Annotated in this window: 13 protein-coding genes; 8 read left to right on the forward strand and 5 right to left on the reverse strand. The window is 54.5% G+C overall.

Annotation, left to right across the window (positions count from 1 at the left end):
- Nucleotides 1-152: 152 nt before the first annotated feature.
- The gene (locus AC6HVW_RS08115; protein ID WP_071683218.1) at nucleotides 153-1430 is read left to right on the forward strand and encodes a PTS ascorbate transporter subunit IIC; all 1278 of its coding nucleotides are present in this window, start codon (nucleotides 153-155) and stop codon (nucleotides 1428-1430) included.
- Nucleotides 1431-1732: 302 nt separating this feature from the next.
- A complete protein-coding gene (locus AC6HVW_RS08120) occupies nucleotides 1733-2326 on the forward strand; it encodes a LysE family translocator (protein WP_071683219.1) in 594 nt (197 codons plus the stop codon).
- On the opposite strand, the gene AC6HVW_RS08125 is transcribed toward AC6HVW_RS08120, so the two are convergent.
- Nucleotides 2302-3117: an AraC family transcriptional regulator gene (locus tag AC6HVW_RS08125; protein ID WP_071683220.1), complete on the reverse strand. Its 816-nt coding sequence runs from the start codon at nucleotides 3115-3117 to the stop codon at nucleotides 2302-2304. The two genes, AC6HVW_RS08120 and AC6HVW_RS08125, sit on opposite strands and share 25 nt — an antisense overlap.
- Nucleotides 3118-3195: 78 nt before the next feature.
- Between AC6HVW_RS08125 and AC6HVW_RS08130 the strand changes: the two genes are divergently transcribed.
- Nucleotides 3196-3660 carry a methyltransferase family protein gene (locus AC6HVW_RS08130; RefSeq protein WP_071683221.1) on the forward strand — a complete coding sequence of 155 codons (465 nt, stop codon included), beginning with the start codon at nucleotides 3196-3198 and terminating at the stop codon, nucleotides 3658-3660.
- 196 nt (nucleotides 3661-3856) lie between these two features.
- Here the strand turns inward: AC6HVW_RS08130 and AC6HVW_RS08135 are convergent, their stop codons facing one another.
- Nucleotides 3857-4708 carry a PA4780 family RIO1-like protein kinase gene (locus AC6HVW_RS08135; protein ID WP_021805181.1) on the reverse strand — a complete coding sequence of 284 codons (852 nt, stop codon included), beginning with the start codon at nucleotides 4706-4708 and terminating at the stop codon, nucleotides 3857-3859.
- A 123-nt stretch (nucleotides 4709-4831) separates the two neighbouring features.
- Entirely contained in the window at nucleotides 4832-6322 is a 1491-nt protein-coding gene (gene amyA, locus AC6HVW_RS08140) for an alpha-amylase (protein ID WP_497569327.1), read from the reverse strand.
- A gap of 247 nt (nucleotides 6323-6569) precedes the next feature.
- On the opposite strand from amyA, the gene AC6HVW_RS08145 reads away from it, so the two are divergent.
- Complete coding sequence (locus AC6HVW_RS08145; RefSeq protein ID WP_071683223.1) at nucleotides 6570-7868, forward strand: SLC13 family permease; 1299 nt, start codon at nucleotides 6570-6572, stop codon at nucleotides 7866-7868.
- Between the two features lie 51 nt (nucleotides 7869-7919).
- On the opposite strand, the gene bhsA is transcribed toward AC6HVW_RS08145, so the two are convergent.
- Nucleotides 7920-8177: a multiple stress resistance protein BhsA gene (bhsA, locus tag AC6HVW_RS08150; protein ID WP_021805178.1), complete on the reverse strand. Its 258-nt coding sequence runs from the start codon at nucleotides 8175-8177 to the stop codon at nucleotides 7920-7922.
- A 433-nt stretch (nucleotides 8178-8610) separates the two neighbouring features.
- Between bhsA and AC6HVW_RS08155 the strand changes: the two genes are divergently transcribed.
- A complete protein-coding gene (locus AC6HVW_RS08155) occupies nucleotides 8611-9258 on the forward strand; it encodes a TetR/AcrR family transcriptional regulator (RefSeq protein ID WP_071683224.1) in 648 nt (215 codons plus the stop codon).
- A 79-nt stretch (nucleotides 9259-9337) separates the two neighbouring features.
- Here AC6HVW_RS08155 and AC6HVW_RS08160 read toward each other — a convergent pair whose 3' ends face one another.
- Complete coding sequence (locus tag AC6HVW_RS08160) at nucleotides 9338-9778, reverse strand: acetyltransferase (RefSeq protein ID WP_071683225.1); 441 nt, start codon at nucleotides 9776-9778, stop codon at nucleotides 9338-9340.
- Between the two features lie 108 nt (nucleotides 9779-9886).
- On the opposite strand from AC6HVW_RS08160, the gene AC6HVW_RS08165 reads away from it, so the two are divergent.
- The 3 genes from AC6HVW_RS08165 (at nucleotide 9887) to AC6HVW_RS08175 (ending at nucleotide 12575) form a co-directional block, all read left to right on the forward strand.
- Nucleotides 9887-10771, forward strand: coding sequence for an oxygenase MpaB family protein (locus tag AC6HVW_RS08165; RefSeq protein ID WP_071683226.1), 885 nt, complete (start codon nucleotides 9887-9889; stop codon nucleotides 10769-10771).
- 126 nt (nucleotides 10772-10897) lie between these two features.
- Complete coding sequence (locus tag AC6HVW_RS08170; protein WP_071683227.1) at nucleotides 10898-12001, forward strand: suppressor of fused domain protein; 1104 nt, start codon at nucleotides 10898-10900, stop codon at nucleotides 11999-12001.
- A gap of 46 nt (nucleotides 12002-12047) precedes the next feature.
- A complete protein-coding gene (locus tag AC6HVW_RS08175) occupies nucleotides 12048-12575 on the forward strand; it encodes a cysteine hydrolase family protein (RefSeq protein ID WP_071683228.1) in 528 nt (175 codons plus the stop codon).
- The last annotated feature ends 107 nt before the right edge of the window (nucleotides 12576-12682 follow it).

The following is a 12682-nucleotide window of genomic DNA, read 5'->3' on the forward strand; positions in this document are numbered from 1 at the left end:
GTCCATCGAAGGCTCATTGCTCCCTTCACCTTTCAAGCTAAAGCACCGTAGGCCAGGGCATTGTTTTGCCCTAGCAAACTGCGGCTTGGGATCTATTGGGTAACAAGAAATTCGTCCTTCCTGCATAAATAATGTAAATAATGAGGGATATCGTGGACATATTGCTTAGTTTGGTAAAAACACCATCGGTGATCATTGCGATCGTCGCCTTCCTGGGGCTGATTTTTCAACGAGCACCGATTTCAAGGATTATCACCGGGACCTTACTCTCCTTCATCGGTTTCACCATGATCAAGGTCGGTGGTAGCATTCTGATGAAAGTGCTGACCGCATTTAGTTCGCTGTTTTCTAACGCATTTAATATTGTTGGGGTGGTGCCAAGCAACGAAGCCATTATGGCGGCGACCATCGATAAACTGGGAGCGACAGCTGCGATTATCCTGCTGTTCTCCATGTTGCTGAATATTTTGCTGGCGCGTTTTACCCGCTTTAAAAATATCTATCTTTCCCTGCACCTGGTGCTGTTTATGGCCTTTGCGCTGACGGCGGTGCTGGCCGAACTGGGCTATAGCCAGGTTGCTATCGTGACTATCGCTTCAATCTTCATTGGTTGTTACATGGCGATATCGCCGTATATATTGAGCAAGTTCAGCCGGGATATTATTGGTTCGAATGATTATGCCATTTCCCATGCGGCGATCTCCTCCTATATTATCGGTTCTTATATGGGGAAATGGTTCGGTAATAAAAAGCACGATACCGAACACGTGGTGATCAGCAACAAGTTTGACTTTATCCGCGAGCCTAACGTCGCTACGCTGTTAACGATGTTAATCCTGCTGGTCATCTCCAGCATCTTCGCCACACAACCGCAGGTTAAGGATGCCATGGTCATGGTTTATGGTGCCGGGGCTGCGGATAAAAACGTGCTGATCTTTGTGTTGGAACAGTCGGCGATTTTTGCCTGCGGCCTGTATATGGCCAAGGCTGGCGTCAACATGTTTACTGCAGAGATCGTGCCAGCGTTCAAAGGGTTTGCCAAAGTGTTCGCCCCTGGAGCTGTGCCGGCAGTGGATGTGATGGTGCTGTTTACCAAAGCGCCTAATGCCACCCTGATCGGCTTCCTGGTCAGTTTCCTGGTAGAGCTGATTTGTATCCTGATTTTCCCGTTTATCGGTTTGCCGATTATCGTGCCCGGTATTATGGCCAGCTTTATTACCGGCGGTGCGGCGGCGATCTTTGGTAACGCCACCGGTGGGTTCCGTGGGGCTATCATCGCCAGCACCATCAACGGCCTGCTGTTGTGCGTATTCCCGGCGCTGACGCTGCATCTGTTCGCGGGCCTGGGTGCCAATGGCGTGACCTTTGCCGACCCGGACTTCACCATTTCATCGCTGCTGATCAATACCGTGTTTGGTTGGTTTAAGTAATATTTCACCTTTAGCGGTGGTCGCTTCTCATCAACTCTGCTCTCTTCACTTTGCCGCCCCTTCAGGGGCGGCTTCTGTTGACCCTTATAACGTTATTTCGAAAGCGGAAACATTAAGCGCATCACTTGGAAAAATGTCCGTTAAGCTTAAATAGATGAGTGATTTGTTGTTAAGTCCCCATGCTATGAGTCTGGTTAATGATGACGATGATTCTAAAAGCGCAGCAGGGCAATTTCCTTCAATACACTTCCGCTGTAACCCGGCACGCTGGCACCTGTAATTTTCTTCTACAGGTGCTGACTATGACGCTTTACCTTTCTATGGCCGCTTTTGCGTTGGCCTCCTCTATTACTCCCGGTCCGGTAAACATCGTGGCACTTAGCTGTGGGGCGCAGTTCGGCTTTACGTCCAGCCTGCGGCATGTAACCGGTGCGACCTTGGGTTTCACGTTATTACTGGTGTCGATTGGCTTGGGAATGCATGAAGTGCTTACCTTATGGCCGTGGCTGACTACTGCGATCCTCTGGGGCGGCGTGGCCTTTCTGCTTTATATGGCCTATCAACTCGCAGCGGATGACGGGAAACTGAGCCAGGGCAATCGGCAACAAACCCCTTCTTATTGGTATGGTGCCTTGCTGCAATTGCTGAACCCCAAGGCCTGGTTAGCTTCTGTCGCCAGCATGGGGGCCTTTGTCGGTGATGGGGAGATGCGGCTGCTGTGGCAATTTGCCGGGCTCTATTTTGTGATTTGCTACCTGTCGATAGCCTGTTGGGCCTACGCCGGAGCTATGCTGAGCAGCTTGTTGCAACGGGCGCACAATCTGCGGCGTTTTAACCGCTTGATGGCGCTGCTGCTGGCGTTCAGCGCCTGTTACTTGCTGGCCGAGGGGATCTGATACTGGCCGGGGGTGGCTGCCAGCAGCTGTTTGAAGGTGCGCTGAAAGTGCGCCTGATCGGCAAACCCGCTTTCGTTGGCGGCGGCGGCAATCGAGAAGCCCTGTTTCAGTAGCCGCTGGCCGTGCTGGACGCGTTGATTGACCAGGTAGGCATGAGGCGTCATACCGTAGCGGTTCTTAAATGCGCGGATCAGGTAAGAAGGGGAGAGGGCCGATGCTTGGCAGATCGCCTCTAACGTCAGCGACTGGGTACAATGAGTGCGGATAAACGCCGCAGCTATTTCCAATTTAGGGGTCATATCCTGCTGTGGAACCGGAGATTCGCCGAGTAACTGTGGCAGGTTACTGAAGTAATCCACCAGGGCAATCTGCTTTTCCAGATGGCAACAGAGCGGATCGGTCAGTACCCCATACAGCTGATTCAGGCCGTTAAACAGTGTCTTATCCTGGCTCATAATCTGCTTGAACGGCACGAAGCCTGCGTCAGAGTCCTGCTGTAGCGTTGCCAACCAGTGCTGGTCAATATAAAACATGGTATAGGCCCAGCGTTGGTCGCCAATAGGATTGCAGCCGTGCGCCTGCTGCGGGTTGATGATCACCACGTCACCGGTTTTAACCTGTAGGTGTTGGTCGCCGTTAACATAGGTGCTGGTACCGGCGGTGATGGTGCCAATACAGAAGAACTCGTGGCTGTGCAGCGCATAACAGAGCTTGCGGCCATCTTCGACGGCGCGGGCCTCAACGAACGGCAGGCGTTCATCGCGCCAGAATTGTGGGGCATATTGGCTCATCGTCTCTTCTCTGGCGTCGTTACGGGGAGAGTTTGTTATAGCGCAAATAGCATTGCGTGGTCGAGAGGGAATAGGAAAATGGTAGCGTGGTTGCAGCGGCTGGCTTTGCCGCCGGTGGTGATGGCGGTTTGTGCTACGGGGATGGCGGCAACCCGCTGGCTAACCGAGGGGGATTGGCAAGATAGCCTGCTTATTCTCTTGGCCGCAGGCGTATTGGCGGTATCTTCTGTGATGATTATGTTTAGTGCCAGTTATGCTTTTCACCGGGCTGGCACCACGTTGCATCCACAAAAATTTCAGCGGGTCAGCGCGTTGCTGGTTAACGGAGTTTTCCGTTTCAGCCGTAATCCGGTGTATCTGGGGCAGATCCTGCTGTTGGCGGCCTGGGGGCTATTGCTGGGCGGTATCGGCGTCTGGTTATGGTGGGGGCTGTTTTTTGCCTACCTGGATCGTGTGCAGATCCCGCGCGAAGAGGCGTTCCTACGTACCAACTTTGGGCTAGACTACGAGGCGTTTTGCCGTCGGGTAAGGCGTTGGCTTTGAGGCCCCTCACCCCAACCCTCTCCCACAGGGAGAGGGTGCTGGACGGAGTTGAAATCAGGTTCAGAAGTCAATCTGTGGGGATTTAAGTTTCCGCTAATACAAAGTCTAAGTGAGGCACAGGAATTAATCTGTGGCTCGAACGGTCCCCCTCCCTGTGGGAGAGGGTTAGGGTGAGGGGTCATTTTGATGCTGAATATCAATCTTCTTCTTCGTTACGCGCCATCAGTTGCCGCTGGTGCTCATCACTGGCCGCCTGGATCTCCTCCAGCACCGAGTCAACGTCGGCCCGCTTGCTGGTTTCAACAAACTTACCGGTCAACTCCGTCTCCGGCGTCAGGTTGCCTTCCTGGTACAGCGCCCAAATCTCTTTGGCATACTTGCTGCCCAGCAGCTGCGGCGCATACTGGCCGTAATAGTGAGTCATATTGTTGATATCGCGCTCAAACATGCTTTTGGCGTGGTTGTTGGCGGCGGCATCTACCACCTGCGGCAGATCGATAATCACCGGCCCGTCTTTATCCATCAGCACGTTGAACTCTGACAGATCGCCGTGAACCAGCCCAACACAGAGCATGCGCACGGCATAGTTCATCATCAAGGCATGATCGTTCAACGCCTGTTCAGGCGTTAACGTGACGTCACTCAGGCGTGGGGCTACCAGACCTTCTTCATCAGTGATCAGCTCCATCAGCAGTACACCGTCCAGGCAGATATCCGGCTGTGGCACACGTACGCCGGCCTTGGCCAGCAGGTATAGCGCGTCCACTTCGGTATTCTGCCAGGCCTCTTCCTGCTGTTGGCGGCCAAATTTGGAGCCTTTACTCATGGCGCGGGCGTCGCGGCTATTGCGCACCTTGCGGCCTTCCTGGTAGTTCACGGCCTGCTTGAAGTTGCGTTTATCGGCTTCTTTGTACACTTTGGCGCAGCGGATCTCTTTACCGCAACGCACGATAAATACGTCGGCTTCTTTGCCACTTTTCAAACGGCGGATGACGTCGTCGATTAAACCATCATCTACCAATGGCTGGAGTCGTTTTGGAATTTTCATGCAGCCTTGTACCCTATTTAGGCTCCGCTGTGAATATTTGCTTATGGTCTTAATGAAAAATCAGACCAAAAAGGCAAAAATGGGTTTTGCCGCCGGGGTGGTACATTGCCTCCCCGGAGGTCCTTACTCTGCTTCGGCCATGACCCAGACGCTAACGCTGCCGCCGTTGACCGGGAAGGCTGCACTGCCGTGCTCATCCGTCATGATATCGTCCTCGCGGTTGCCGAGGAAGTCACGCCAGGATTTATGCGCAAAATTTTCGCCCAGTGCGACGGTTTTATTGCTTTCGGCCCCGTTGGTCATCACCACCACGCAACCCGGTTGCTCGGCAGTGCCACTGCGGCTGAAGGCGATGCAGTGCGGATCGTCAAAATAGTCGTGCTGTTCGCCGTTGGCAAAGCGTTGACGCGCCTGGATCAGTTTCTCCAGTTCGGCAATCACCGGCATGTCAATCTGGTATTCCTGGCCGTCATCGCCTTGATCGCTATAGCTGGCACCGTACAGATCCGGGTAAAACAGGCAAGGAACGCCTTGTTCACGCAACAGTATCAGGGCGTAGGCCAGCGGTTTGAACCAGGGCTCGACCGGCGCTTCGAGCGATTGCAACGGCTGAGTGTCATGGTTTGCCACCAGAGTTACCGCATGGGCAGGATCGACGGCGACCAGCGTATCGGTAAACAGCTGCGACATATCGTAACTATCGCCCTGTTTTGACGCCAGATGGAATTTCAGCTGTAGCGGCACGTCGAACAGCATCACTTTACCATCGACCAGTACTAAATACTGTTGTAATGCCGCCAGATCGTGTGACCAGTATTCGGCCACGATAAACAGATCGCGCTGTGCCGCATCGCGCACGTGATCTGCCCAATCTTTAAAGAACCAGGCTGGGATATGTTTGGTGGCATCCAACCGGAACCCGTCGCAAGGCAGGATTTCCATCAACCAGCGTGCCCAGTATTTTAGCTCCTCGACGACGGCTTGGTTACGGAACTCCACGTTAGCGCCCATCAAATAGTCAAAGTTGCCATTTTCGTCGTCAACCTGATCGTTCCAACCCTCTTCGCCGTAGTCATTGGCAATTTTGAAGATGCCTTTGTCATCCGGTTGCTCGATGTAATCGACGCCGCTAAAGCAGGTGTAGTCCCAAATAAATTTGGAATAGGTCCCTTGCCGCCCTGGGAAGGTAAAGCGAGTGTAGGCCAGCGCGTCGATGCCAACCTCTGCGATATCGTTACGGTTATCTTCATCTACCTTATAGACGTGCACCTGCTCTTTTTCATCGGCGCCAATCTTGTGGTTGAACACCACGTCATAGATCACCCGGATTTGCTGTTCGCGCAGGCTATTAACGGCCTGCGTCAACGCCTCTTTGTCGCCATATTTGGTGGCGCGGGTGCCTTTTTGATCAAACTCCCCCAGATCGAACAGATCGTAGCTGTCATACCCCACCGAATAGCCACCCGCAGCCCCTTTATAGGCCGGTGGCAGCCAGAGATCGGTTACGCCCAGCTCGGCCAGGGCAGGGGCACGCTCGGCGACCTCCTGCCATAGCTTGCCGCCATCCGGGTAGTACCAATGGAAAAACTGTAACAGCGTGGTCTTTTTCGTCATCAGTCAGTACCCCGGTTCGTCAGTAAACGTGTGCCAAATGCTCGACCCCTCTAAGCATGGGCCACTTTTGGCAAAAGGGAAAATAGGTGGCGTTAGCCTGCAACCAGAGTAGCCTCTTGGCGCGGGGAGAGTATGGCCGATTTGGCCGCCGCCCGTGAACTGTGAGCCGTTTCACCGTTCGGGCGTTTGCGATATGTGAAGATATAACCAGTTGATAACAAAAAACTAACGATGACAGGGAGTGGGGATGATGGATTACCCGATGGGCGTTTCCGCGCTGGTGACTTTGGTGGTGATCGCCTTATGGGCAACGTCGCGTTTGCCGGAGTATCTGGTTGCGCTGCTGTTTTTTGCTGCGGTGATGGTGTTACAGCTAGCGCCGACGGCCGTGGTGTTTTCCGGCTTTGCCTCATCGGCATTCTGGCTGGTATTGAGCGGCTTTGTGCTGGGAACGGCCATTCGCTCTACTGGGCTGGCCGATCGGTTAGCCAATCGTATTTTGCCGCTGCTGGCTGGATCCTGGCCGCGGTTGGTGGGCGGAGTGGTGGCCATTAGCTATGCGCTGGCCTTTGTCATGCCGTCGAATATGGGGCGTATTACCCTGTTGATGCCGATCATCATGGCGTTGGCCGAACGTGCCGGGTTGGCGGAAGGATCGCGTGGCCGTTATGGCCTGGCGTTGGCGGTGGGGTTTGGCACCTTCCAGCTTTCGGCAAGTATTTTGCCTGCCAACGTACCTAATCTGGTGATGAGCGGGGCGGCAGAAAGCGCCTATGGCATTCACTTCACCTACCTGGCTTACCTGCTGCTGCATGCGCCGATCCTGGGGGTGGCAAAAGGCGTATTGCTGACGTTATGCATCTGCTGGCTGTTCCGTGCCAAGCCGCAGCCGGTGGAAAAAACTGCCGAGCAGAGAGCACTTAGCGTGGCGGAGTGGCGGTTGATCGCTCTGTTGCTCGTCACGGTGCTATTGTGGGTCACCGACAGCTGGCACGGCATCGCTCCCGCCTGGGTGGGGCTGGCTGCTGCCTGCGTTTGCCTGTTGCCGCGTATTGGTTTCCTGACGGGGGAGCAGTTTGCGGCCGGTGTCAACATTCGCACCTGTCTCTATGTGGCGGGGATCCTTGGGTTGACGGCTTTGGTGAGCCACTCCGGGTTGGGGGATTGGTTAGGCAATGCATTGCTGAACGTCATACCGCAAACCCAGGATCGGCCATTTACCGCTTTTGGCATGTTGATCGGTATTACGACGCTGTTGAATTTTGTGGTGACGGCCAATGGCGTACCCGCGTTGTTCACGCCGCTGGCGCAGGTTCTGTCAGAGGGGAGCGGCTTACCGCTAACCACGGTATTGATGACGCAGGTGATTGGCTATGCCACGCCGCTACTGCCGTACCAGGCATCACCGATTGTGGTGGCGATGGGGATGGGGAAAGTTCCTCCGCGCGAAGGACTGAAACTGTGTCTGCTGCTGGCCCTGTTAACCTTTGGGCTGTTGGTCCCGTTGGATTATCTGTGGTTCGAGTTATTGGGCTGGTTTGGCTGACGAGCAAAAGGCGGCACTAGGGCCGCCTCTTTGCATAAAACCGTTGAACGATTAGTTATAGATAATCGCGGTGCCGTGCAGTTTGTTGCTGCCGGTTGTTGCGATGATCTGGAAGGATTTGGCGCCGGCTGCATCCGCTTTTGCCGCCAGTTTATTTTCCAGCGATGACAGGTCAGAAGCGCCACTCACGGTGATCACGCCTGATTGTTGCAGATCGGCCGGTTGGCTGCTGACTAACTCTGCGGCGAAGCTACCGAAAGAGACAGAAGCTAGTGCGATGGCGGCGAGGGTCATTTTCAGGTTTTTCATAATGGTTTCCTATCTCTAGACGAGCAATAAAAGTTTTTGTGTTATCTCGTTTAATTACTTAACGGTCGATAGCTTAATGTTAGGCTCCAGCCCGAACGATTGCAAATGTTTTTTTATTGGTCGTTAATTAATTCGTGCTATTCCACTTAAGCCGTAAGCTGCCGGGTAAGGCGTTTTATGGCTTTATTTTAATGTAATTAATTGTTATTTAATGTTTTTAGTTGATATGGGTGACGACTCTCGCCTGCTTTGTAGCCAGACGCAACCCGGATTGGATGTTGTTTTTTTCCCGGTAAGGAGCGCCATTGGCCGCATTGCTTACCGATCGCTAATTAAAAGTTGCTCGCTTATCATCGGCGGCGTACTATTTTTTGTACCGATCGATAATTTAATGATTGTGCCCGTGTTGGGCCACCGGGAAAGTGAGGGGTCTATGAGTATCAATAATGAAGACGCATGCGCGAAGAAATCACGCGGCAGGCCGAAGCAGTTTGATCGCGATCAGGCCGTTGAGCAGGCGCTTGAGCTGTTCTGGCGCCATGGCTATGAATCCACTTCGTTGGCCGATCTGGTGGAAGCGACCGGGGCTAAAGCGCCTACGCTGTATGCGGAGTTTGGTAACAAAGAGGGGCTGTTTCGCGCCGCGGTTGAGCGCTATCTGAGCCGCTACGTAGAATGTTACAACCGCCTGCTGGCCCAGGAGTTACCGATCGCCGATATCGTCGAAGCCTATCTGCGCACCTCGGCAGAGGTATTTACCGATCCGGAAAACCCTAGCGGCTGTTTTATGGTTTGTGCCAACGCCGCCTTGTCCTCTTCTTCAAACGATCTGGCCGAGATGCTGCGCAACAAGCATTTTGCGCAGGAAACCAGCCTGAAAGCCTGCTTTGACCGTAAGGTACAACAGGGGGAGTTGCTGGCAAAAACGGATACAGGGTTATTGGCGAAGTACATTATTTGCATGATTGCCGGAATGTCCGCCCAGGCGCGTGAAGGGGCTAGCCGTGACGATCTGCTGCGGTTGCTGGATACCACCATGATGGTGTGGCCGCGTTTGAGCCAGGTGGGCAATAAAGTTTGATCGGGGCTGTTGAAAGCCCAACAGGCTGAAAACAAGGGGCGCAGCATGCGGCGCCCCTACGTTCGGACATGTGTGATTGCTAGCCATTAAGCATCATATGCAGTAATGGGAAAGGCTTGCCTTGGCCATCCAGCTCGCTGCGGCCCGTCACCACAAAACCGTAATGCTGATAAAAAGCCAATGCCTGCGGATTCTGCTCGTTGACGTCCAGCAGCAGTTCCTGATGCATGGGCTCAACCTCAGCCAGCAGGGCCTTGCCAATACCTTCGCCACGCCGATCGGCATCAATAAACAGCATTTCCACTTTGTTGCCATCCAGGCCGATAAAACCGCATAGCTGCCCGCCAACATCTTCGGCAACCCAGACGCTGACCGCCGGGAGATAGTCGTTGAGGATCAGCGGATACAGGCGCGCAATATCCTCTTCGGCCAGGAAGTGATGGGTGGCGCGCACCGAACGCTGCCAGATTTCTACCAGCTGCGCGTTATCTGTAGCCACGCGTGTTCTTATCGTTATCATCGAAATTCTCAATCTATTGTCATTGTTCGTTAAGCTATCCACATAGCGAGTTGAGCAGTCTCAGCTCCTCACTATGATAAACTGCGCCATAGACCGTGGACAGGGGGGATGGAAGTGATACGCGCAGCGATAGAGAAACAGGTGCTCAGCCTGACCGGGCTGGCACTCGGCGGGATTGATTTTGAAAATCCAGCTGGCGATCCGGGGCTGTTTGGCCCGCAGTCGGTCACCTGGCAAGTGCACGGTGACTTCACCTCCATGCTTTGCGGCGGCGTCAGTGCGCTGTTGTTGCAGATGCTGCACCCGTTGGCCTTGGCGGGCGTGTGGGATCATTCCAACTTCCGAGAGGATATGCTGGGCCGCCTGCGTCGTACCAGCCAGTTTATCTCTGTCACCACGTTTGGCCCCAGTGCAGAGGCGCAACGCCTGATCGCCAAAGTCAAAGCCATCCATTTACAGGTCAACGGCACCGACAATAACGGCCAGCCTTATGCCGCCAGCGATCCGCATCTGCTCACCTGGGTCCATGTCGCCGAAAGCAGTCGTTTCCTGGCCTCGCATCTGCGTTACCGCAATCCGCATCTGTCTCTTGCTCAACAGGATACCTATTACCGTGAAGCGGCTCGCGTCGCGGAAGCCTTGGGCGCGCGCGATGTCCCAAAATCCTGTGCGGCGGTTGAAGATTATTTGCAACAGATGCGCCCGCAGTTGGTCTGCGATGAACGCACGCTGGAAGTGGCGCGCATTCTGTTGGCGGCCCCGGCTCCCAGCGCACTGGCGCGGCCATTCGGTGCATTGGTGATGCAGGCAGGGATCGATCTATTGCCGGATTGGGCACAGCAACAGTTGGGATTTACCCCTGGAGTGACCCGGCGGCGGTGCGTACGTATTGGCGTTGGCGGTGTTGGGTGGGTGCTGCGGGCTTCGGTACGCAATGGCTCCTACCATCGGGCGATGCGGCGTATGAATAAGAGCGCTTCAGCGCAATGTTAGCCAGCGCTGCCACTTTTGAGACTATTGCCCGTGATCCCGATTGATGATGCGTTCTACACTGGCCCAGAGAAATATTCTATTTTTAGCGTGCAGCCTATTTGTGCGCCAGCAACCCCTTGAGGTGATATGAACGAGTCAAACGTACTTGCTGAAGTGAATAACGAGAATCAAACGCTGGTCGCGGTGGTTCAGCAAGATAGCCGGGCCGCCTATTTTTATATCTACCCAACGGAAGAGTACAGTGAACGTTTTCAGGTGCGCGCCTGCTGGCTGCGCAACCTGGCTACGGCTCCGCAGCAGGAAGATCGCGCCGCTATGGAAGCCGGTCTTCCCCCCATGTTGGCGGCCGAGTTTTGCCGTAATCTGGAAGGCGAAGCGCCATTGGATCCCGCAGGGCTGATGGTGATCTGGACGGAAAGCGACGACGGGGCTGCCCTGTGGTATCACGGGCAACTGCTAGCGGTGATCCCCGGCTGGAGTTTATATATCGATCACTCGGTCTGCTATTCGGCAAGCTGCATCAAAGAGAACCCATTGGCCTACCCGCTCGGCTCCGCATCTACCAATACGCAATATGCGCTGGCGGAAAATACCCGGCAGTTCTGGCGTAGCTGGCAGCGGGAAGAGGGTAACCCTTGGCCAAAAATGCAGAGCGATTACCAAGCACAGTACGAACAACACTTTGGCCCTTCGGTGAAGTATTACGCTATCGATCAGGGCAAATGGCCGCCGATGGCCATCACCCAGCATGAGCGCGACGGGGTTTACTATTTCCTGACCATGGGTGCCAGCATCCGGCCGATGCCGTGGGTAGAGATTCTGTTCAACGACGATGCCGCCAGGTTCCGCCGGATGGAGATGGCAATCGCCATTGATGGGCAGTATATGACCGAAGAGAACGCGGTGCAGATGGCCAGCGCGTTAGCGGGATTTGCCCATGTGCCCTGGGCGAACATCACCTGGTTTGGCGAAGGGCATACGCTGGCGTCGGCAGTAGCTCCGCAGGGCTATGAAGGCTATGTGCTCTCTTCGTCATTTTACCCCTACAGTGAGCACTTGGTATTGCCCAAACAATACGGTGATACGGTGAATATTTTCTGGGCCAGCCCGGTGTTTGCCACCGAGCGGGAATTGGCGCAGGCCACGCCCAACGGTGGCCACGATTTGGTCACAAGGCTGCGTGAACAGGGCGTTGACCATATCTTCCGTCCACGCCAACCTCTCGTTTAACGAGGGCGGGGTACTGTCTATTTAACGATCGCTTTTGGAGCCAGCCATGAAGTCAGCGTTGTTAGTTATCGATGTGCAGCAGGGCTTGTTTAATCCCCCGCCAGCAGAGGCCGAGCAGGTGCTCGCGCGGATTAATCAGCTGAGTGAACGTGCCCGGCAGGCTGGTGTGCCGGTGATTTTTATTCAGCATCAGACAGCTCATGAAGAGCTATCAGCAGGCAGCGCAGCCTGGCAGATCCATCAGGGATTACAGGTAAAACCGGGGGATCACCGGGTTGATAAAACCACGCCAGATTCCTTTTTACGTACCAATCTGGGCAAACTGCTGATTGCTGAAGGGGTGACACAGTTGGTGATCTGCGGCTATTCCACGGATTACTGCGTCGATACCACCACCCGCCGGGCCGCTGGCCTGGGTTACCCGGTGGTGCTGGCGGCAGATGCACATACCAGCCACGACAAACCCCACGCCAGTGGGCTACAGATCCGTGCTCACCATAATGCCACCTTGTCGAGTATCAAGAGTTTTGGCGTGGCGATCAGCGCCGTGCCTACAGCCGAAGTGAGTTTCTGAGCCAGATGTCGCCCTTGACGCGGTTCTGAGCGGGGTGTACCGTAGCTGGATGAATATCTTCCCGCAGTTCACATCTTGTTTTAGCTGGTGGCGCCTTTTCTAAGGGC

This window comes from Serratia sp. NCCP-200 (assembly GCF_059697885.1).